We start from the raw sequence: 21,587 nt of genomic DNA on the forward strand, positions 1-21,587 counted from the left end.
TTCACTCCAGCCGGTACCGCAGCAGCGCCGCGATGCCGCCGAACCCCGCGAGCTGGTCGCCCGGCGCGAACTCTCCGGAGAACACCGTCACCTCGCCGCCCTTCTGCTCGACGGTCGTGATGAGCTCGTTGACGTCGAAGGGCCACTCGCCCTCGGCGCCGCGCTCCTCGCGCAGGCGCTCGTCGAGCAGCAGGAGGTGCTCGACCGCGCCGAAGTCGGTGGCCTCCTCGACCTTGTCGGGGCCGTAGGCGACCTTCGCGCCCTCGCCGATGCGCCGGGTGAGCTCGTCGATGAGCTCGGCCTCCTCGGCGATGCGGGTGTCCTTCTGGACCTCCTCGACCGCGCCGCGCTTGAGCACCTCGTGGACGCCCCGGTCGCCGACCGCGCTGGTGTCGACGGTCGTGATCTTCTCGGTGAGGTCGGGCGCGTTCTCCTCGACGTAGTCGAGCGCGTCCTGCTTGGTGAACCCCGGCCCGGCGAGGATGATGGCGTCGACGTCGAGTCGGCCGAGCGCGCTGGTGAGTTCGGCGAACAGCTCGTCCCGGCCGCGGGCGTACTCGCCCTTCCCGGTGGTGCCGGTGAACTCGGCGCGCTCCTCGGTGCCGTACTGGGCGACGGTGTGGATGTGGGCCTGGCCCTCCTCGACGGTCACGATGGCGACGTCGGGGTTGTCGGTGGCCTCCTCTGCCTCCTCGAGCCGGTCGAGCTGGTCGGGCTTCCACACCTTCTCGACGTCGATCTCCTTGTTCTCCTCGACGTTGAGGGTGTGATGCATCCCGAGCTGGTCCTCCCGGCTCGCGCCCTCGATGACGCCGCTGATGCGGAGCCTGTTGGCGAACTTGTGGAACTCGACGTCCTCGACGTCGAGCGTGACGTGCATGTGCTCGCGCTCGCCGCCGGTGTCGCGCATCTGGTCGTCCTTGCGCTGGATGCGCCGGGTGGTGTCGCCCGAGACCAGGTCGCCGGGTTCGAGGACGTAGGTGAGGTGCCAGAGGTCGTCGAGGCTCTCGGGGACGAGCGTGATGCGCTCGCGGCCTCCCTCGACGCGGTGACGGTCGGTTACTCTCATACGTTAGCGTGGTCCGGCGGCCGATAAGTGACCTGCGGTCGCTCCGTCCCGATTCCCAGCCGCGACCCGGCGCGGGGGTCCGGCAGTCCGGGTCCGATAGTCCGGCACGGTTTTATCGAAACCCTTCGGGACGGACAGTAGTGGCGTGAGTAATACGTGGTGCGAATTGACCATGCGCCTTCTTATCATATATGGTATTTAGTGGCGCATGTTGAATATAGGGCGTGTATTGCTCGGAAGTCACTACTATGAGCTTGCGGTGGCACCCTGCCACCAGATTTAGCTAATCGAGACTGGTATCCTATCGGGTATGGCTTCGAACAGGCCGCCCGAGTGGGAGTATCGCGTCGTCGAGCCGCCACGCGAACCCTCACAAAAAGAAGCCTGTGACCCGACAGGCCTGCTCAACGAGGTTGCTGACGATGGCTGGGAACTCGACGAGACCATCGACTACGTCGGCGGTGGAACCAAGTTCTTCATCTTCAGGCGACCTACTTCCGAAGCTGACACGGAGTCCCACCATGAGTGACTCCGGCGGGTCAAACGAAGTTCGAACCGCGAACACGCTTCGGGAACGCATCGAGTTGAATCGGCCGTACAGCTGGTTCCTGTTCGGCGGCAATCGGCTCGTCGTCACCAGCTTGGTCGCAGTGAGCGTCTTCGTCGCCTTCATTCTCGTCAGCATCGTCGCCTTCCCCTCGTTGCAGGTCCTGCTTCGGTCGTCAGACACCATCGAGACCATGTTCTCGGCCACGATCGGCACCATCGTCACTGGGACGACCCTCGTGGTCACCATCAGCCAGCTCGTCATCTCGCAAGAAAACGGACCGTTGGGCGACCAGCGCCAGCGGATGAGCGACGCGATGGACTTCCGGACCTACGCCACCAACCTCTTCGAGGACCCGCCCGAAGCCGACCCGGCGCAGTTCCTCGGGCAGCTCCTCGAAGCGACCGAGCGTCGGGCCGACGCCCTCGAAGCGCAACTCGCAGACAACGACGATGAGGACCTCCGCCAGCAGGTCGCGGAGTTCCTCAACAGCCTTCGGAATAACGTGGACACAGTCGTGGACGAACTCGACGAGGCGCAGTTCGGCACGTTCGACGTGGTGGCGTCGGCACTCGACTTCAACTACGACTGGAAGCTCTACCAGATCGAACGCCTCACCAGCGAGTTCGCCGACAGCCTCGATGAGGACGACCAGGAGGCGTTCCACGACCTGGAGACAGCGCTGACCATGTTCGGGCCGGCCCGCGAGCAGATCAAGACGTTGTACTTTCAGTGGGAGCTGATCGACCTCTCGCGGTACATCCTGTACGCGGCGGTCCCGGCGCTTGTCGTGGCTGGGTCGATGGTCGCGTTCGTCGGCGGCGAGACGGTCCCGGGCGTGACGCTCGGTGTCCCAAACATCACGTGGGTGGTTGGAGCCGCTTTCACCATCACGCTCGTGCCCTTCCTGACATTCCTCTCGTACATTCTCCGCATCGTGTTCGTGGCCAAGCGCACGCTCGCAGTTGGCCCGTTTGTCCTCCGGCAATCGTATACGAGCGATTGAGGAGTTGACGCCGGGAGAAACAGCTTTCAACGGTTGCAGAGACGGAGAAATTGAAGGACAAGATCATCCAATCAATACGCACAGATTAGTTAGTCTTGGACAACTGTTTTCGCAGTCTGTTACGCACAATACGCACCACGGATGGGTCACTGATACTCTTACTCCACCGAACGAATTTCCCGTGAGTTGAGGCGATTAATGCAGAGCGTAAATGTCTTGCACTCACTATTGACCCGGCAGTGTCGCGCCATACTAATTCCGAACTCCAAGAAGGAAACTCATCGAAGATGTCCAGGGAGTCGGTCGTCCGGGCATCAATCGGTCACCTTAAATCGACTCTTCGGGTGGCATGAACGTTTCAATCGATACCGTGTATGGCGACACCGTCGCGATTCACAGCAGGGAGGTGACCGATACTGCGAGCGGGAGGAGGATTATCCCGATCGCGACCGCCACCACGATCGGCAAATACGTTGGGTCGATTGCGTCGAGTCAGAATTGATTCGACCGGCGTCGAACCGTATCAATCCCATGGGGAATCATCGGGGTCGACGATGCGTTCGCGCTCCTCGATGGCATCGAGTTTTGCCACGTCCTCGTCGTCGAGTTCGAGGGCGAGACTCAGCCAGTTCTCTCGAAGGTGGTCTGTGGTCGTCGCTCTGGGGATAGCGGTCACGTTCTTCTCCCGAAGCCACGCGAGGCTGACCTGTTGGGGTGTCGCGCCGTGTTTCCTCGCGACCTCCTGTAACTCCGTAACGTGTTCGACATCGCCACGAGCGATGGGCGAGTAGGCCACGAGTTCCACGTCCACACCGTCTTGGGAGCAGAATTCCCGCAGGTCCTCCTGCGGGAACAGCGGGTGCATCTCGACCTGATTCGCAAAAATCGGCGCGTCGGCGACGTCGATGGCCTCCTCGAGCGAGTCGACAGTAAAGTTACTCACGCCAATTTCCTCGATGAGGCCTTCCTCTCGGAGTGTTGCGAATGCATCGAGCGTCTCCACCGGGTCGTACTTGCCCGTGGGCCAGTGGACGTACAGGAGGTCCACGTACTCTAGACCGAGGCGGTCGAGGCTCTCCTCGGCGCTGTGTCGGACGCCGTACTGGTCGAGGTCTGCCGGCGGAACCTTGGTGGCCACAAACAGATCGTCGCGAGCCACGCTCGACGCGGCGACAGCATCGCCCACCGCCTCCTCGTTGTAATACGCCTCGACCTGCTCGGTAGTGTCGATGTGCCTGTATCCGACGTCGAGAGCCTGTTTGACGTTCTCGTAGCACTCATCGTAGTCCGCATGGTTGTAGGTGCCGATGCCAAGCATCGGCATCCCGCGGGTCGAGGCTGGGGAGTAGTTGGCGACGTCTGCGTCGATGCCGGTTGTCGGTACATCAACGGCCCCGGTGCTGTCGGAGTTCCGCTCTTCGCCGGCATTCCGCGTTCGGCGTTCGACCTGCTCCGTGTTCACCACGGGACTGAGCCGCTCGGTCCTCCCTTCGTCCGCTATACCTCCGGTTCCGACGGGTGGCATCCGCTGGCGTATCTGGACCAGGGCGTCGGTTAGGTCCCCCTGTTCGCGCTCCGCCTCCCCGGCGCTCTCACTGCTATGGCGCCGTTTGGCCAGCAAAAAGGCCACGAGAAACGCGAGAACGAACGGGGTGGCCTTCCGCAGAAGATCACCGCGGTCATCCTGAATCTGTACGTGCCACTTTCGAGTATCAGTCCCTCTACGGAGCACGAGGTATTCTTTGACGACGACGTACTTCGGAGTTCTGGCAGGGACGGTCGACTCGTGGAGGTGACCGGTTCGTTTCGGCTCCGGTTCCAACGTCGGGATTGGTGTGCTTCCTCGGTGCGGCGGCCGCCGTGAGTGGTGTCGCTCACTTCGCTTGTGTTTTGCCGGGTCGGCAGTACATTTGAGGCACTGGAAACCCAACGGCCGTCAAATGCGGACCATCGTCGAGACACTCCAACCGGAAGTTCCCTACCGCGTAAGACAGCGGGTCGGTCCCTGTCTCACTCGACTTGCGCGAACTCTCGGGCAGCCCGAGTTCCGCCTTCGCGATACCGGATACGTCGGTACCGTCCAGCAGCCGCTGGACGAGTTCACGGAGACGCTCCAGGAACACGGGTTCGAGTGGGACCCGCTGGCGTGGTATCACCAGCCGCCGGTGGGGGCGGAGCCGAACGGTAGCTGGACGTATCGACGGTCCTTGCTGGCCGACAGACAGATTCACGTCATTCTCATCGCCCACTCGCCGGAGTACATCGACGTGTTCGCCCACGAGGAGTACAACTGGCTACGACACCCGATCAAACACCTCCGGCAGGTCGGCATCGAGCGGGAAGCCGGTAGTCGTCAAATACGGCGGTGGATCGAGAGTCACGGCATTGCGATCGACGCCAAATCGCGTCGCCGACGAGGGATCGCACACAGAGTGATAGACCTCCACAAGTACCTCGCGTCCATCATCCGATAGTGCGAATCCGATTCATACCTTCGAAGAATAGTAGCGAGTCGGTCCGCACGCGGTGTTTTCCAGGAATCGGCTCTTGATAACTCGGTGTTCGTCGTCCCCGGTTTGCCGATGATGTGATAGCGGTGGGATTATCGCTAATTTGGAGTGATCGAAGTTCCTGCGGCGACCCTGCAAGTTCGCCGAACAGAAATAGTAACACCGCTGGAGAGTAGGCGTCATGCATAACCGTCACAGACGCAAACTGAAGCTATGGCGTATCAGACCACAATCGGCTGGTCTCTCCTGTCCTCAGGCATCGTGAGCATCATTCTCTGGCTCATTCCTGGCGACTCGGTCTGGTGGGGAGTCGGCCTGCTCGTCCTTGGGATGGTCGTGCTTTATATCCGCCGAGACGACGTCTCCGAAGCGTTCTCGGCACTAACCGAGTCGTAATCTCTTGTCCAGCCAGCATCAACGAAGGCCATTACAATGGAGATGAGGCAACTGTCGACTAAACTTGCCTTCGATTAGAATAATGAGCTTGCTAATAGTGCCCTCTATTCAGCACGCCGCTTCTGACAACTGTCGGTCAAGTCGTTGGTGGAAGTGATAGGTTCACGCTCTGTATTACGGACAGTCGATTCCATCCTATCCGCAGGTGAGGGTTTCAACAAGCCCTCCGGCACCTAACTGCTGGCCCGCCCGACAAGCCGCGCCACCACGACGACCACGTAGAAGCCGGCGGCCAGCGCGACCACCTCGCCGGGCCGGCCCAGCGCCGCGAGCGAGCCGAGGCCGACGACCGCGAGGCCCGCGACCACCAGGGCCGCGACCCAGCCGACGAAGTACCTACCGTCGCGCGCGCTGCGGATCAGCCGGCCGCGGTCGACGCCCGACCGGAGGCGACCGGTCTCGGCCACCCCGGCCAGCGCCGCCGGCAGGAGGTAGGCGAACGAAAGCGAGACGAACAGGACCACCGTGCCAGCGCCGAAGACGAAGAGGGTCGTGCCGACCGCCTCGGGGCGGGCGCCCGCGCCAGCCCCGCCGACCGTGACCGCGAGCGCGGCGGCGGGGACGAACAGGTACCCGACCGCGACGGCGAGCGCCCGCGCGCCGTCGGCCGCGAGCCCCCGGAAGTCGGCGAACCGGGGCGGCGCGTCGGCGGTCGGCGGCGTCTCGCCTTCCGACGCGGCGCTTTCGCGGACGACGGCCAGCGCGTAGCCGGCCAGCAGGACGACCGGGACGAGCGCGAGAACCGCGAGGACGCCGAGACGGGTGAGCAGGCCGGCGGCGACCGCCAGGATGGCGCCGACGACCAGCGTCTCGTCGGCCTCCTCGCCTCGGACCGGGTAGGTCAGCGCCTCGCGGAGCATGGCGGAGGGTTCGAACGCGAAAAGTTAGGTCTGACTACTCGCGGTCGGCGACGGGGTCGCGTCCCCGCGGTGGATGCAGGGACTACGCCGTGACCCGCCGGTCGCCGTCGACGGTCCCGCCCCGGCCGGTCGGGGTCGCGTCGCGGTACCCCTGGCCGTAGAGCGAGAAGGCGACCGTGTTCGCGTAGAACGCCACGAACGGCACCAGCGCCCAGCCGACGAACGGGATCGAGGCGAGTCCGCCGACGAGGCCGCCGGCGACGAGGTGGACGACGAGCGCGGACAGCCAGCCGGTCGCGTACGAGCCGCTGGTCGCGACCGCTCCGATCTTCCGGAACTGGAACGCCGCGCCGAGCCGACCCTCGACCGCGAGCCGGGCGAGCGCGGCGGGCAGGACGTACCACGCGGCCAGCGACGAGAGCGCGGCGAGCGCGAGGCCGCCGAGCACGACGACCACGCTCAGGAGGTCGGGGCCGACGTTGGCGACGGGCTCGACCACGGTCGACGGGTCGGTGACGGTCGACGAATCGAGCACCGTGTTCTCGACCGAGACGATCAGCAGGCTCGCCAACACTGCGGTCAGCAGCAGTATCGGCAGCGCGAAGTACGCCAGCGTGACCGCGATGGCCTTCAGTCCCTCTCGGAGCAGGTCGCCCCAGTCGTCGAACGACGGCGCCCGGTCGCCCGCGTAGGTCCGCGCGAGGATCCGCTGGAGGTAGCCCGCGACGAGGACGGCCGGCACCAGCAGCCACGACAGCAGGGTGAGCAGGCCGCCGATGAGCAGGGATTCGGTTCCGTCGTCGCTATCCACGAGGTATCTGAGTGCTGTTTCGAACATGGTGAACTCCCGAGCGCGCTTCGATTTCCGCGGAGAAGGTGGCTCGCTACCGTAGAGACGCGCGCTACAGGCTTAACCGTTGTGTCGCCGGCGTCGCGTATCGGACAGTAGTACGACCGGGCGGAACGTCGGCCGAGGGGTTCCCGGAATCACCGTTGAGCGGACCCAGCAACCAAACGGCTATCCGTCCGAAGTATGTGGCATCGATATGCCCTCCATGAGGCGACGAACGCTTCTCGGGTCTGTGGGGACAGTCGCGCTCGGCGGTCTCGCAGGTTGCTCGAGTCTGGGAACCCAGGAGCCGCCAGCCGGAAGCCTACGGTTCGAGAACGACCACGACCTCCCCCACTCGATTACCGTTCGCGTCACGGGCGTCGGAGCCCGGCCGGGGGACGACAACTCGCCCGAAGGCGAGGTCGCGGCTCCCCCGAACCAGCGGACGCTGACCGCGTCGACGACCGTGTCGCCGGGCGACCGCCGGACCTACGAGAGCGTCTTCACGGAACCCGTCTGGTATGCAGTCCAGTTCACGGTCGACGACCGGGAGCCGTCCAATAATACGGGTAGTACCACGTTCCATCCGGCACCGCCGGACCGTCGATACGGACATTTCCTGTCGGGGACCGTCTATGAGTCCGGCGGGTTCTCGTGGGGAATCAGCAGCACGGAGAACCCCGGTCGCTTCACGTTCGGTAGCGACGGTGGAAAACGAAAAACGGGGAACACCCACTAGTCTGGGAGTATCCGAGAACGGAGCCAGACGACTTGTGTCACCGGGCGAGTTCCATTGTTCGGAAGCGAATGTAGCCGACAGTGAGCACACCAGACAACCAGCAGAAGAGCAGTACGAGCATGAACCACCACTCAAGGAAGAACACCGTCGCGTCACTCGTCCCATGGATGATGTGGCCGCTGAGGGCACCGTAGGCTGTCGATGGACTGAATCGGTACGCCAGATCATAGAGCTCGGGCATCGCCCCGAACCCAAGCACGGATTCCACGAGATACGCAGTAAGACGCCTCGGATCAAAGACCAGCGGTAGTACCCAGCCAAGAACGAACACGAGATACGTGCTTAGCGCCGCCGCTAACGCCTGTCCTCGGCTTCTAGCGAGCGCTGAAATTCCCGTGCCAATGCCCGTCCAAACGGCGCTGAAATACAATGTCACTGCAAAAAACCCGAGATAGGTGCCGAGAGGGAGGCGGTTGAGATGCACAACCAAGAGGACTGCACCGAGGCTGAACGCGGCAGTTACACTGAGCGTGGTGACGATGAGTCGCCCAATGAACTTCCCGAAAAGAACGTCAAGACGGGTGTTTGGGAGGCCGAGCAAGTAGATTCCACTACCGGATTCCAACTCGCCAATAATCGCATTATAGCTCGAGATGAGGACTGCCAGTGGGAACAGGAGTGTAATCAGGGTACCCAGACTCGATAAGGCACGGATTATCGGCGTGAACTCCGTGGTGGTCTGAGACTGGGTCAGGATCGACAACGCTGTTATTGCTGTAATGACGCCAGTAAGCATCCAGAGCACGTTCGAGCGTCGCACATCCCGGAATTCCTTGCCGGCGATCGCCCGCCAATTCATGCGTTCCTCTCCATCTGAACCTGGCCGTCGTTGTCACACTCGTCGGTGTTCGTGTAGGCTTCAAACATCTCCTCGAGGGAGGCTGGCTCGGAGAGAATATCTGCTACGCCTTCGTGTTCTTGGAGATGCATCACGACGTCTGCTTTGACGCCCCGGTTTGCACAGACCACGTGTAGGTTCCGACCATCGACGTCGACGTACTCGACGCCCGGTACTGATTCGAGTGTGAGGCTCTGAGGCTCGGAGCGGAGGACCACGTCGATGGTCGCGTGCGTGAAGACTGACTCTCGGAGATTTTCGATAGAGTCTTCGACAACCAGATCACCTTCTCGAAGAATGCCAACGCGATCACAGACGGCTTCAACTTCGGGGAGGATATGACTGGAGAAGAACACGGTCGTTCCCGCCGCCGCTTCCTCCCGGATTACCGCCCGGATTTTTCGCATCCCACTGGGGTCCAATCCTGAGGAGGGTTCATCGAGGATCAACAAATCAGGGTCACCAACCAGTGCCATTCCGAGGCCCAGTCGTTGTGCCATTCCTTTTGAGTACTCACCAACAGCTCGGTCAGCATCGCTTTGGCGAAGACCAACGCGATCGAGGACGGCATCAATGTCAGTTCTCGAGTCCTTACACGCGTTCGCGAATTCGAGATGCTCGTGTCCCGTGAGGCGCTCGTATCCCGTTGCATTCTCGGGGAGAATTCCGATATGCTTCCGGAGTTCGTGAGCGTCAGTCTGCGTATCGTACCCGAGGACACTGGCCGTGCCGGTCGTCGGATGGAGGAAATTAAGGAGGAGATTGATCGTCGTTGATTTCCCGGCGCCGTTTGGACCGAGGAAGCCGTACACCTCGCCTTCCTCAACGCAAAGGTCCAGGCTGTCGACCGCGAGTACATCTCCGTATCGCTTCGTCAGGTTGGTCGTTTCAATCGCTGTCATCCATGAACGGGTGAGTGCTCCGCCCCCAAGTAAGGCCCAGACCATTTACGCCGATTCCGGCCCGTATACGTCCGTACACCCAATTTTGGAAATTTTTGATACGGCCATACACCCGGTGAGTAGTGATTATTTTCAGGGCCAGACCTGCCAATCCGGGGTACCGTCAGATCTGAAGAGAGGAACGGTTCGTGCTAGCTCCATTCAGCGAGGTTCTCGGGTAGCGCAGTCCTACCTAACGTATAAATAACTACATGTGAGAGTAGTAATTCATGGCTGGCGATCCTGCTGCATTGCTGACGAAGACGCAACGTCAGCGAATTCGCGAGCGGTTCGCGTCATTGGACGACGAACAAACGAGACGCGACCAACAACGCATTCGTGACAGAGTTGCGGCTGGCATCCATGATTTTGAACTCCTCGTTGAGTATCCCGATAAGCAACTGCAGATGGCTCTGGATGAGTATACTGATGCAGAATTACGTGAAGCACTCGCAAGTAGCCAGATAGTACTTGAACGGATTCGTGAGAACCGCGGCCTCGAGCGCGACGAAATACGAGCGCACGCAGAAGAACAGACTAGAGTCCAACAAGCGGAGAGTACAGATCTGCAAACACTGGAGCGCGTCGAGTTCGAAACAGACGCGGAACGCCGTCGTCGGCTTCGAGACGAGCTCTACGGAGAACAAGAACCGAGTGTCTGGGGACAACGAGCCAATCGCTTCATCCAAGTTGCGTTCAGTGTATTTCTTCCGGGACTTCTCCTTTGGGCACTTGAGGATACTCTTCAATCGGTGGTGTCGTTCCCGTATGCTCCACTCTGGAACGTCCTATTCGCCATCAGCTTCCTCGCCCTCGCCGGTGCATTCCTAATTAAGAGCGCACAACTCACAAAGCACGTTCTCATCCCCCCAGTCCGTACACTACTCACTACCCCCCGTGCCGCGCTCTCCAGCCTCCGTGACCGTCTCATCTCAACGCCCATCCGAACACTCCGGAAGTCCTGGAATAACCTATGAACAAATCCGTGAGAGGGATGACACCGACACGGAGGCGGGAGTTTTCCTGAAGATGATTTAGGCGTTTCCGGCACCCCAGTAGACGGCAATTTCGCCATCAGCAAATCGTTCGGAGGACGCGAGTGACACATCCCTCCGAGTGAGAGCTTCAGGACTTTGTAGAGGATTTCACCGTCACGTACGACACCGGCCTGCACTTCTCCGCCTTCATTTGCTCGCGTTATCCCAGAATACATATTACTTTTCGTACAGAATCAGTTAGTAGTGTCCGTTCACAGCCCGTCCTTCAGGAGTGGAGGCTGAGACGCACGTCAAGGCTCGTTGTGAGCGCCGTCGCTGTCTTTGTTGCGCTTCGTCTTACTCATGGCTTCGTGTTAGGGCTCGGCGTGGCGATTGTGCTGGCAATACTGCTGGATATTTCATGGTGGCTACACAACCGCTATGCTACGCAAAGCGAGTATACGCCCACTACACTTAGCGATGTCCCGAATTACTGCGTCGGGTGACCGTGATACCCGAAAAGTACGTGCTGGTCGGTTCTATCCGTTCTAGGCTATGGCGATCGCTGCGCCTACGAAGAACGCGACGACTGCGGTCCCAAGAAGGGCCGCCGAAGGCCGGTTACTCCCTCTTGGTTCTTGTTCGAACGGTTCCCATTCAAGCAGGATTCCGAGACCGATAACGATAGCAGCACAACCACCAACGAAACCGGGTACGGACCATAGCGAAAGTCCGCTTTGGACTATCGCGCCTGCTGATTCAAACGCGAGCAGTATTCCCGTGATTAATGGCGCAGCACCAACCGCTTTTTTGGAGGGCATACATCAAGCTTGTCGGCTCATAACACGTAACCGTTGTCATCACGTACACCCTCTCCGCTGATTTTCTCAGTTCACATTTTAAATGGAGGGTCGATTCGCGGCGTCGTTGGCGAAGTTATTGGCTGTCGTTCCACGCCTAAACAAGCCGAATCGTGGATTCGTGTTCGACGTACCGCGAACCAGCCGGTCTACTCCTCCTTCATCCGACTGCCGCCCGGCGGCAGGAACTCCTGGATGAGGTCGGGGCTGGCCACCTTCCGGACGAACGAGGTGTCGGCGAACCGCTCGCGGAACCGGCGGTAGATGCGCTTGGCGACGTCGCCCTGGGCGTACCGGCCGGGTTCGACCTCGACGTGGGTCTCGACCCGCGGCACGACTGCGGAGGGCGGACCCCCGAGCACCCGGGTGTGGGGCTCGCAGGCGATGCCGACAGCGACCCCGACCGCGACGTCCCGGAAGTAGGTTCGGTCGCCCCGGATGGCGAACCCGCCCTTCTCGAGGTACTCGCCGCTCTCTGGCGTCTTGCTCACCTGGTCGGGCGTGACCACGTACGCGTCGCCCGAGAACCGGCTGTCCTTCCAGACCGACGAGTACGACACCGCGAACTGGGCGGCCTCCCGCTTGCTCTGGTCCGGAACGTCCACGTCCCGGGAGGGCTCGCTCGGGTCGGAGGTCTTCAGGATGGTGACGGGGCCGCCGTGGGCCTGCGTGTGGAAGAACAGGTCGTTGCCCTCCAGGTACTTCTGGACGAGCTCCTCGTTCTGGTCGGCGTTGCGCCCGCCGATGACCAGGAAGTCGTCGCCGGTCCGGAACCACCGGAAGCGCTCGTACCACTGCTCCTGCTTCCGGATGGGGATAGACGGCTCCGAGAGCCAGTCGACGTCCTCCCGTTCTTCGTCCTCGTCGCCCGCGTCACCGTCGCCGTCTCCGGGCTCGCCGGCGTCGGCCTCCCACTCCTCCTTGCGCTGGCGGACCTCCTCTAAGTCCTCGCGGGTGTCCTCGATGGCGGCCATCGCGCCCTCCTTCTTCTCCTCGATGCGCTTGGCCTCGGTGTAGAGCCGGTCGGCGTTCTTCTCGACCCCCGTCTCGGCGTCGAGTTCGACCGACGTCCCGTCGAGGTTCACCGTGACCATCCCCTCCTCGGGGTTCACGCCCTCGACGGCCTCGGCGGCCTCGATGCCCCGCTCGGCGCCCTCCTCGAACCGGGCCTCGATCTCCTCCCACGAGGTGCCCTCGTCGAGCGCGTTCCGGACCGTGGTGAGGATGTCGTCGGCCAGGCCGTAGTGGCCGTAGAGCCGTTCTGCCTTCTCGCGTTCGGCCTCGGCGTCGCGCTCGAATCCCTCGATTGCCTGCTCCTGCTGCTCGATGATGCGCTGCTGCTTCTCGATCTCGGCCTCGAAGTCGGGGCGCTGGTCGCCCACCTCCTGCTCGCTGGCGCTCTCGCCCTCGTAGTCGACGTTGGCGAAGTAGAAGTCGACCGCCTCGTTGAACGTGTCGAACGACTCGGCGTCGCGGTCGGCGTACTCCTCCAGCGCGACCGGGGTGACGTCGACCAGCCGGTCGTCCTCCCGGTAGACCCGCGGGTCGAAGTCGCGCTCGCGGACCTGGTCGGCCAGCCGCCGGACGGCGTCGAAGACGGCCTCGTAGTCCTCGTCGGTGGCGTCGTCGATGGACGTTCCCTTCTCGATGCCCGCACGGGTGCAGACCTCCTCGGCGTAGAGCCCGCCGAAGTTGAGCTGGGTCGCGAGGGTGCGCACGATGTCGGTGTCCGACTCCTCCATGTGGGCGACGAAGGTGTCGTAGTCGACGTCGAGCGGGTTGACGCGCTCGTCGGGGAACTCGTACTGGCTCCCCGGCGCGACGGTCCGGGACTTGAGCCGGACCGTGTCGAGGCTGTCGACGACCTCGCGGTTCTCGTCGAGCACGGCGATGTTACCCTGGCCGAACAGCTCCGCGACGATGGTGGTGTCCTCGTCGTCGCGCTCGAAGTGGAACTGGAGGATGCGGTCGAAGCCGTACTGCTCGACGCCCGCGAAGTCGGCGCCCGACAGCCGGTTGCGCAGCATCATGGCGAAGTTCGGCGGGCGACCCGGCGCGTCGGGCACGTTCTCGGGCGCCGAGACGTAGGCGCGCTTCAGGTCGCCGACTTCCACGATGAGCTCGACCCGGCCCCGGTCGAAGTCTCGCATCTTGAGCCGCAGGAGGTCGTCGTCGTAGAGGTACGCCTTGTCGAGCTTCGCGCCCTCGTAGGTCCCCAGCTCGGCCACGACGGCCGCGAGGTCGATGCTCGACAGTTCCCGCTTCTGGTCCATGCGTCGTGATTGCTCGTTCTGGCGGAAAGGCCTATCGCTACGGCGTGTACGTTCGTCGTGGTGCCGGTGTCAACAGAGGGAGCGGGCGGCCCTCAGTGGTCTGCCTCGTGGGGATTCAGCTCGGTCCCGTAGTTCGCGGCGTGGTCCTCGTAGTCGATGAACCGCGGAGCGTCCGGGTCGAAGGGTCGCTCCAGCGACTCGAACGCCTTCTTCTTGTCCCAGTTCTGGAGCCCGCCGACCGCGCTCCGGTCCTCGAGGTCGTGGTAGTCGAGGTCCGGTTCGGTCAGTTCCCACGCCTCCATGCCGGTCTCGGTCCGGACGATGACCGACGAGTACTCGTCGGAGCTGCCGACCGAACCGACGGTGAGGTCGGCGCAGTAGCCCGTGAAGTCGGCGCACTCGTCGCAGCCCTTCAGCGCGGCGTCGTGGAAGTGCTCGATGTCCTCGGCCAGCCGGAGGTCGCCGTCGCGGTCGTAGACTCGCATCTCGCCATCGAGCACGTCGAGCTTGCCGATGTCCTCGGGCTGGATGTCGCGCTTCTCCGCCAACTGGTCGCCGATAAGCCGCCGGTAGTTGAAGTTCTTCGTGCACATCAGCGCGACGGTGTAGTCGACGGCCCGGGCCATCGCGTTCTGGGACCCGTACTCCCACTCGAAGTCCTGCAGGGCTCGAATCCCCTCGATCTCGCAGGGCGTCCCCACGAGCGCCAGGCTGAGGTCCTCGGGGTCCCTGACGGGCAACTTCTCCTCCCACTGCGCGAGGTCGAGATCCCCCAGCGCCATCGTCTGGTTGTAGAAGCTCCCGGCGTTCGCGACCAGCCCCTCGCGGGTGGTCGCGAGGAAGCTCTCGGCCTTCCAGGGCTCCTCGTCGGATTCCGTGGCGACGAGCGCGCCGTCGATCTCGCCGGCGTCGAGCAGGTGGCACAGGACCGACGTGACCACGCCGCCGTCCTGGGCGCCCTCGCGCCAGTCGTCGGTCACCCGCGCGGAGAACTCCGTGATGGGGTCTCCCGCGCCCTTCACGTTGTCCTCGCCGCCGGTGATTTTCCACTGGCGCTCGTACCGCAGCCCGCCCCGCGGGCAGAAGTCCCAGCACAGCGAGCAGCCGGTGCACATCTTCACCAGCTCCGGGAGGTCGTCGTCGCCGATGCCGATGGAGTCGGAAGGACAGGCGGCCACGCAGGTCCCGCACTGGATGCACCGGTCCTCCTCGATGACCGCCTCGTCGAGCTCCATGAACCAGGTCTTGTCGTCGGGCGTCTCGATGTCGTTCATCTCCGCCCGGATGCCGTACCCGGGCGTGTCGAGGTCCGCCCCCTCGGGCATCCCGACGCGCTCGACCGGGTCGCCGTCGTCGACGTCCTGGCTCTCGCCCGCGGCGGGCGTCGTGAACTCGACGTCGCCGAGGTTCCCGTCCGCGTCGACGTTCGCGGGCGTCGTCCCGCCGTCAGAGGCAAGCTCTGACGAGCCTTCGTTCACTTCGCTCGCGAAGACGCCGTCTGCCACTGGCTCGGCCGCCGACTCGGGTTCGGGGTTCGCGTCAGATTCCGCCTCCGTGCCGACCGCGTAGGGACGCGACTCGTCGGCTGGCCCGATCTGGTCGCCCGGAATCGTCCCGTGTTCGGACGCCGGCCGGTGGGTCCGGACGCCCTCGGCGCGTGGGACCGTTCGCTCGGCGTCGGCATCCGTATCGACGTCAGGAACGCCGGGCAGCGGCTCGTCGGCCTCCGCGCCCTCCCGCTGGTCGCTCTCACCAGTCCCGTCAGTCATCTGTCGCCACTCCCTTCGAAACGGGGGCGTCGGCCCCGCGCATGACGGTCCTGAGCCGGTCGTTGTCGACCCGGCGGGTCCACTCGTAGAAGCGCTCACCGTCGGTTCGCTCCTCGGCATAGACCCCGAACAGTTCCTCGAGCGCCGGAATCACGGCGTCGGCCGGGACCGCGGTCTCGACCCAGTCGAGGAACGCGTTGTCGGTCCCGAGGCTCCCGCCGAGGCCGAAGTCCATGCCCTCGACCACCGCGTCGTCCTCGCCGTTGGTGCTGTCCGCCGCGTCCTCGACCTTGACCGTCTCGCCCCGGAAGCCGATGTCGGCGATCTGGGGCTGGGCGCACGAGGCCGAGCAGCCCGACATGTGCATCCGGACCACGTCGAGGTCCTCGGGGGTGTCGATGCGCTCGTCGAGCTCCCGGGCCCAGCGCTTGACGCGCTTCTTGGTCTCGATGATGCCGTAGTTGCAGAACTCGCTGCCGGTGCAACCGACCGCGCCCCGCGAGAAGGGGCCGGGGTCGGGCCGGTAGTCCGCGGCGAACGGTTCGTCGAGCAGGTCCGCGACGTTCTCCTCTGGGACGTGGGTGACCAGGAAGTTCTGGTCGGTCGCGAGCCTGACGGTCGTCTCGTCGGTCCCGTACTCGCGGGCGGCACGGGCCATCTCGGCGAACTCGTCGCCGCCCATCCGCCCGCCCACGACGTTGAATCCCACGTACTGTAGCCCGTCCTGCTTCTGGTCGTGGACGCCGACGTGGTCACCGGCGTACCCTTCGGTCAGGTCCCGACCCCGTGTCGGCAGGTCGACAGCGCACCGGTCGCGGACCGCCTCCTCGAAGGTGTCCGGTCCCAGCTGCTCGACCAGATACCGCATCCGACAGACGCCGCGGTTGTGGCGGTCGCCCAGCTCCTTGAACGCCTGGGCGACCGCCCGGCAGAACTCCACGGCGTCCTCGGGCGGGACGAACACGTCGAGCGGCGAGGCCATCCGCGGCCCGTCCGAGAGACCGCCGCCGACCCGGACGTGGAAGCCGTAGCAGTCGGTCCCGTCGACCGTCTTGCGGGCGGGGACGAGTCCCACGTCGTTGATCTGGGACTGGGCGCAGTCCCGGCGGCAGCCGGTGACGGTTATCTTGAACTTCCGCGGGAGGTTGGCGTACTCGCGGTTGCCCGTGAAGAAGTCCGAGACCGCGTCGACCACGGGCTGGGCGTCGAAGCACTCGTGGTCGCTGACGCCGGCGACCGGACAGCCCAGCACGTTCCGGGCCGAGTCGCCGCAGCCCTGGACGGTCGTCAGGCCGACCTCGTCGTAGCGGTTCCAGATGTCGGGGACGTCCTCGATCTCGAGCCAGTGCATCTGGACGTCCTGCCGGGTGGTGACGTCGAGGAACGCGTCGCCCCACAGTTCGTTCTGGTCGGCGCCGCCGTACTCGTCGGGCGCGGTCGCGTACTCGTCGGCGACCTCGCCGACGATCTCGGCCTGCTCGGGCGTGAGCCGACCGCCGGGTACCTTGGTCCGCAGCATGAAGTACCCGCGGTGGGTCCCGTGGGTGTACAGCCCGGCCCACTTGAGTCGCTCCCACTCGCCCTCGCCGGCCCGCGCCTCGATCTCGTCGAACGACAGCCCCTCCGCGGCGTACGTCTCGACGTCGTCGAGCACGTCGAGCGGATGCTTGCGCTGTTTCCACTGTTCGACCGTGTTCATAGTGGTCCTCTCCCCTCCGCCCTCCACTGACAGGTGTTACCACGTGTCGAAAGCATTCGTCGAATCCCACGCGCGCCACCGACCATTAAGGTCGCGTTTCGGCGAGTACTGGCGCGGCCCCGAAACAGCGGATGCATTTGCTGGTACCTCGCACGCCGGCGTCGAGCGACCGCCCGACTGAAACGGGACGTCGAAGCATCCGTCGGAGGTTCCAGCCAGAATCGCCGCGACCCTCGTCCAGGGTCCCACCCGGTGACGGACCGACCCGGCGTCAGACCTCGACGTCCATCCCGTCGCGCCCGAACTCGATGCCGAGGTCGGCGTACTCCGCGGCGACGTCGGCGTACTCGTCGGGGCGGCGCCGGTAGATCTCCTCGATCTCGGTCAGGACGGTCCGGTCGGGGCCGACGGTCCGGACCTGCTCGAGGGTCTGGTCGAAGGTGGTCTGGTGCTCGCTCTCCTCGGCCCACAGCTCCTCGCTCAGGATGGGGTCGCCCGTCGGCGTCTCGCGGAACATCCCGCACTCCTTGACCCAGAGGTCGAGGTCGTGGGGCACCTTCTCCAGGTCGAGGAACGTCGTCTCGTCGGGGAAGACGAGCGCCGAGGACTCGCCGTCGCGGAAGAGGTAGCCCATCGCGGCGTCCTCGGGGCCGCCGGGGTCGAGGGGCGCGCCGATGCCAGTCACCTCGATTCCGTCGCCGAGCGTCATCGTCTCGCCGTCGCCGATGAACTCGAACTGGGCGTACCCCCGGTCGTCGTACTGGGCCTCGATGTCGAGCGACTCGGCGATGCGGTCGTAGGTGGTCTCGCTCATCACCACGGTCGCGGGGTCCTCGTTGTCCCAGTTCTCCAGCGGGAACTGCGGCCGGCCGATGGCCTGGACGACCCGGAGGCCGCCGACGTGGTCCATGTGGTGGTGCGAGACGAAGATGTACTCGACGTCCGCGACGTCCTCGCGGTTCAGCATCGCCCAGATGGACTCGGGCGCGTCGACCACGGCGTCGGCGTCGCGGACGAGCGTGGAGTTGCCGTACCTCGCGTGGGGGATGCCCTCCTCGCGGGCGGGGTCGCAGACCCGGCAGTCGCAGGTCGGCATCGGCGTCTGGGAGTCGCCGCCCGACCCCAGGAGCGTGATGTTCATGGAGTCGGTACCCGACGCGCGGAGAAAGGTCCAATGGCTGGGCTGCGAGCCCCGACAATCGGAGCGAGATTCGTGCAAGGCACTACTGTTCCGCGAACAGCTGACTCCGCAACTTCTCGGCGGTCCCGGTGAACCGGACCTGCCCGATCACCGCCGCCACGACCGCGCCCAGCGAGTTGTACGTCAGGTCCAGTACGGTGTCGTCGAGGCCGTGCTGGGCCAGCGGCATCGTGAGTCCCGTCGACGCCGACACGACGTCGAGGGCGAACTCGAACAGCTCCCAGACCACCCCGAACGCCAGGACGAGCACCAGGATGAAGACGAACCCGTACCGGTGGGGAAGGTTGATGCGGTCGGTGTGGAGGTCCACCGCGCGGACGGAGACGTAGCCGGCGCCCGCGACCAGCGAGGCCGACAGCGAGTGGGTCAGGTGGTCCCACCAGTCGAGGTGGGAGTACAGTCCCGCCGACCCCAGCGTGTGGAACAGGACGGCCGACGTGATCCAGAGGCCGAGCCACGGGTCCAGCGGGAGCTCGTAGTTGCGCTCGAGCAATGCCGGCAGGAGCGTGATCAGGAACGCGATGGTGCCGTTGACGATGGCCTTCGGCTGGCCCGCGACCGCGCCGTAGCCGACGACGCCGAGCAGCACCGCCTGCATCACCCGCATCAGCCGGCGCTGGTTCGCCATCGAGGGGCGCGGGAGCGGGCTCATCGGCCCACCAGGTCCTCGATGGCCCGCCAGAGCTCGCGGTCCCGGCGCGTGAAGTAGACGTCGAACAGCACGCCCGCCGCGAACCCGGCGAGGGTCACCCAGACGAACTCGTTCATCAGGGCGTCGTTGGTCGAGAGCATCGAGGTGCCCAGCAGGCGGTCGGCGTTCCACCGAACGATGGTCCAGGCCGCGGCCGACGCCATCGTCGTCAGCACGACGAGGAGCACCGCGAACAAGCGGGTGACCTCGAGTTTTGTGAACATGTCGAGTTCGACCGTGACGAGCAGCGCGACCCCGGCGACCGAGAGGTAGTAGGTGAACGTGCCGAGGTCGCCCGCCAGCAGCGCGGTCCCGAGCATCGGGGCCACCACGAGCGCCAGCAGCTCCCACGGGAGCATCACGCGCCACTCCCGGTACGCGACGGGCGGCACGAGGACGATGAGGCCCGCGGCGGCGACGAACGCCAGCCAGAGCACGTCGAGATCGAGCGCGCTCTCCGCGAGCACGAGCGCGAGCACGCCGACCACCAGCCACGACGCGAGCGCGTTCGTCCGGCCGTCCCGGAACAGGCGTTCGACCGCACTGCCGGACTCGACCCGGCGGTCGCTTCGGGTCATCGCGTCACAGTCGCTTCGAGACGTACGGGCCGTCCTGGTGGTAGCCCAGCTTCTCCCGGTAGTACTCCCGGGCGCCGATGCCGGAGATGACGCTGACCTTGTCGTAGCCCGCGTCTGCCGCCATCTCCTCGGCCTTCCGGAGGAGCTTCCGACCGTAGCCCTTGTGCTGCCAGTCGTGGCTCTCGTCTCCCACTTCGACCATCGGACCGTACACGTGGAGCTCGCGGACCAGCGCGGCGTCTTCGAGCTCCCGGCGGACCGGGTTGCCGGGGAAGCGCAGGCGACAGAAGCCGATCAGGAGGTCCTTGTCGGGGTCCTCGTAACTGATGAAGTGCTCGGTGCCGCCCGCGGCCTCGTACGTCGTGACGTCGAGCTCGACGGTTTCGGGGTTCTCGTCGTTCATCCCGACCTCGCGGCACCGGATGCAGTCGCAGGTCCAGCCGTGGTCCTCCATCTTCTGGCGGGCGAGCTGGCGGAGGTTCGACTTCCAGACGCCGGCGTCGATGAAGTCGGCGGGGATGTCGCGCTGGACGCGCTGGAGCCGGGTGTACTTCGGGATCATCGACTTGATCTCGGCGACGAGTTCGGCCGCCTCCTCGTTCTGGAGCGGTTCGTACTCGTCGCGGTGCCACCAGTCGTAGGTCGCGGTCCCGCGGACAACCAACGTCGGGTAGATCTTGAGGTAGTCGGGCTTCCACTTCTCGTCCTCGAACAGCCGCCGGAAGTCCTCCAGGCACATCTCCCGGGACATGCCGGGCTGGCCGGGCATCATGTGGAAGCCGACCTTGAACGCGGCGTCGCGCAGGCGCCGATTCGCGTCGATGGACGCCTGCACGCCGTGGCCGCGGTGCATCTCGCGGTTGATGCGCTCGTAGGTGGTCTGGACGCCGACCTCGACCTTCGTGCCGCCGAGGTCGAGCATCCGGTCGATCTGCTCGGGATCGCACCAGTCGGGCTTGGTCTCGAAGGTGGTGCCGATGTTCCGGATGTCGTTGGTCTCGTTCTCGGCGATGACGTCCTCGAGGTAGCGGAACTCCACGTTCTCGGGGTCCTCCGCGAAGCTCTCGCCCTCCGCGGGTTCGGGCTCCTTCCCGGTGTCGTAGTCGTTCATCGCCTCCAGCGCGCGCTTGACGAACCACTCCTGGTAGTCGTGGCTCCGGGCGGTCATCGTCCCGCCCATCAGGATGAGCTCGACCTTGTCGACGGGGTGGCCGATCTCCCGGAGCTGTTCGAGGCGGAGCGTGACCTGGCCGTAGGGGTCGTAGTCGTTCTGGACGCCGCGGGCGGCGGCGGGCTCGTGGCCCGTGTAGCTCTGCGAAGAGGAGAACTCGGAGCCCGGCCCGCCCGGACAGTAGAGGCACTTGCCGTGCGGGCACTGGTGGGGGCTGGTCATGATGGCGACCGGCGAGACGCCCGAGGCGGTCCGGACCGGCTTGCGCTGGAGCACCTCCTGGAGGTCCTCCCGGCGATCCTCGGGGGCGTGGTCGAGCAGTTCCGAGTTCTTGGGGACCTTCGGGGAGGAGTGCTCCGAGCAGACCTCGAGCTTCTCGCTCTCGAGGTCGTCGCGCTCGACCTCCCCGTCGAGGATGCGCTCGACGAGCTCCTCGCAGACCCGCTCGAACGCCTCGGTCTCGGTGGCGTCCGGCGTCTCGGTACTCATTACGTGCTATTTGGTCGGGTC

At 64.5% G+C, this 21,587-nt stretch carries 20 protein-coding genes; 7 read left to right on the forward strand and 13 right to left on the reverse strand.

The window, feature by feature from the left end; genetic code table 11:
• Position 1: 1 nt before the first annotated feature.
• Positions 2–1,069, reverse strand: a complete 1,068-nt coding sequence (locus DVR07_RS09630; RefSeq protein ID WP_115796770.1) for an mRNA surveillance protein pelota — start codon at positions 1,067–1,069, stop codon at positions 2–4.
• A gap of 310 nt (positions 1,070–1,379) precedes the next feature.
• On the opposite strand from DVR07_RS09630, the gene DVR07_RS09635 reads away from it, so the two are divergent.
• The 3 genes from DVR07_RS09635 (at position 1,380) to DVR07_RS21485 (ending at position 3,124) form a co-directional block, all read left to right on the forward strand.
• Positions 1,380–1,598, forward strand: coding sequence for a hypothetical protein (locus DVR07_RS09635; RefSeq protein WP_115796773.1), 219 nt, complete (start codon positions 1,380–1,382; stop codon positions 1,596–1,598).
• The gene (locus tag DVR07_RS09640; RefSeq protein WP_115796775.1) at positions 1,591–2,622 is read left to right on the forward strand and encodes a hypothetical protein; all 1,032 of its coding nucleotides are present in this window, start codon (positions 1,591–1,593) and stop codon (positions 2,620–2,622) included. Before DVR07_RS09635 ends, DVR07_RS09640 begins: the two co-directional genes overlap by 8 nt.
• Positions 2,623–2,971: 349 nt before the next feature.
• A complete protein-coding gene (locus DVR07_RS21485) occupies positions 2,972–3,124 on the forward strand; it encodes a hypothetical protein (RefSeq protein WP_162829499.1) in 153 nt (50 codons plus the stop codon).
• 21 nt (positions 3,125–3,145) lie between these two features.
• Here DVR07_RS21485 and DVR07_RS09645 read toward each other — a convergent pair whose 3' ends face one another.
• Positions 3,146–3,946, reverse strand: a complete 801-nt coding sequence (locus DVR07_RS09645; RefSeq protein WP_115798306.1) for an aldo/keto reductase — start codon at positions 3,944–3,946, stop codon at positions 3,146–3,148.
• A 616-nt stretch (positions 3,947–4,562) separates the two neighbouring features.
• Between DVR07_RS09645 and DVR07_RS09650 the strand changes: the two genes are divergently transcribed.
• Positions 4,563–5,096 carry a hypothetical protein gene (locus DVR07_RS09650; protein WP_115796777.1) on the forward strand — a complete coding sequence of 178 codons (534 nt, stop codon included), beginning with the start codon at positions 4,563–4,565 and terminating at the stop codon, positions 5,094–5,096.
• Between the two features lie 249 nt (positions 5,097–5,345).
• Entirely contained in the window at positions 5,346–5,528 is a 183-nt protein-coding gene (locus tag DVR07_RS09655; RefSeq protein WP_115796779.1) for a hypothetical protein, read from the forward strand.
• A 233-nt stretch (positions 5,529–5,761) separates the two neighbouring features.
• Here the strand turns inward: DVR07_RS09655 and DVR07_RS09660 are convergent, their stop codons facing one another.
• Together DVR07_RS09660 and DVR07_RS09665 are read right to left on the reverse strand one after the other, a co-directional pair.
• Positions 5,762–6,448, reverse strand: a complete 687-nt coding sequence (locus DVR07_RS09660) for a DUF4013 domain-containing protein (RefSeq protein ID WP_115796781.1) — start codon at positions 6,446–6,448, stop codon at positions 5,762–5,764.
• 82 nt (positions 6,449–6,530) lie between these two features.
• Complete coding sequence (locus tag DVR07_RS09665) at positions 6,531–7,286, reverse strand: DUF4013 domain-containing protein (protein ID WP_115796783.1); 756 nt, start codon at positions 7,284–7,286, stop codon at positions 6,531–6,533.
• 208 nt (positions 7,287–7,494) lie between these two features.
• Here DVR07_RS09665 and DVR07_RS09670 point away from each other — a divergent pair, with 208 nt between their 5' ends.
• Positions 7,495–8,019, forward strand: a complete 525-nt coding sequence (locus DVR07_RS09670) for a hypothetical protein (RefSeq protein ID WP_162829500.1) — start codon at positions 7,495–7,497, stop codon at positions 8,017–8,019.
• A 37-nt stretch (positions 8,020–8,056) separates the two neighbouring features.
• Here the strand turns inward: DVR07_RS09670 and DVR07_RS09675 are convergent, their stop codons facing one another.
• Positions 8,057–8,878, reverse strand: coding sequence for an ABC transporter permease (locus tag DVR07_RS09675; RefSeq protein WP_115796787.1), 822 nt, complete (start codon positions 8,876–8,878; stop codon positions 8,057–8,059).
• A complete protein-coding gene (locus tag DVR07_RS09680) occupies positions 8,875–9,819 on the reverse strand; it encodes an ABC transporter ATP-binding protein (protein ID WP_115796789.1) in 945 nt (314 codons plus the stop codon). Before DVR07_RS09680 ends, DVR07_RS09675 begins: the two co-directional genes overlap by 4 nt.
• 269 nt (positions 9,820–10,088) lie before the next feature.
• Between DVR07_RS09680 and DVR07_RS21490 the strand changes: the two genes are divergently transcribed.
• Positions 10,089–10,835: a hypothetical protein gene (locus DVR07_RS21490; protein ID WP_162829501.1), complete on the forward strand. Its 747-nt coding sequence runs from the start codon at positions 10,089–10,091 to the stop codon at positions 10,833–10,835.
• A 1,009-nt stretch (positions 10,836–11,844) separates the two neighbouring features.
• Here the strand turns inward: DVR07_RS21490 and rqcH are convergent.
• From rqcH to DVR07_RS09720, 7 genes are all read right to left on the reverse strand, one after another.
• Positions 11,845–13,968: a ribosome rescue protein RqcH gene (rqcH, locus tag DVR07_RS09690; RefSeq protein ID WP_115796793.1), complete on the reverse strand. Its 2,124-nt coding sequence runs from the start codon at positions 13,966–13,968 to the stop codon at positions 11,845–11,847.
• Positions 13,969–14,060: 92 nt separating this feature from the next.
• Positions 14,061–15,737: a Coenzyme F420 hydrogenase/dehydrogenase, beta subunit C-terminal domain gene (locus DVR07_RS09695; RefSeq protein WP_115796795.1), complete on the reverse strand. Its 1,677-nt coding sequence runs from the start codon at positions 15,735–15,737 to the stop codon at positions 14,061–14,063.
• Positions 15,730–17,436, reverse strand: coding sequence for a nitrite/sulfite reductase (locus DVR07_RS09700; RefSeq protein WP_115796797.1), 1,707 nt, complete (start codon positions 17,434–17,436; stop codon positions 15,730–15,732). Before DVR07_RS09700 ends, DVR07_RS09695 begins: the two co-directional genes overlap by 8 nt.
• A gap of 271 nt (positions 17,437–17,707) precedes the next feature.
• Positions 17,708–18,577 (reverse strand): MBL fold metallo-hydrolase, encoded by an 870-nt coding sequence (locus DVR07_RS09705; RefSeq protein ID WP_115796799.1) that lies wholly within the window; start codon positions 18,575–18,577, stop codon positions 17,708–17,710.
• Positions 18,578–18,659: 82 nt separating this feature from the next.
• Entirely contained in the window at positions 18,660–19,289 is a 630-nt protein-coding gene (locus tag DVR07_RS09710; protein ID WP_115796801.1) for a hypothetical protein, read from the reverse strand.
• On the reverse strand, positions 19,286–19,906 hold the full coding sequence (locus DVR07_RS09715) for a hypothetical protein (RefSeq protein ID WP_115796802.1): 621 nt from the start codon (positions 19,904–19,906) through the stop codon (positions 19,286–19,288). Before DVR07_RS09715 ends, DVR07_RS09710 begins: the two co-directional genes overlap by 4 nt.
• A 4-nt stretch (positions 19,907–19,910) precedes the next feature.
• Positions 19,911–21,566 carry a tRNA uridine(34) 5-carboxymethylaminomethyl modification radical SAM/GNAT enzyme Elp3 gene (locus DVR07_RS09720; RefSeq protein WP_115796804.1) on the reverse strand — a complete coding sequence of 552 codons (1,656 nt, stop codon included), beginning with the start codon at positions 21,564–21,566 and terminating at the stop codon, positions 19,911–19,913.
• Between the last annotated feature and the right edge of the window lie 21 nt (positions 21,567–21,587).

It is taken from the genome of Halorussus rarus, from assembly GCF_003369835.1.
In the GTDB taxonomy this organism is placed as follows: domain Archaea; phylum Halobacteriota; class Halobacteria; order Halobacteriales; family Haladaptataceae; genus Halorussus; species Halorussus rarus.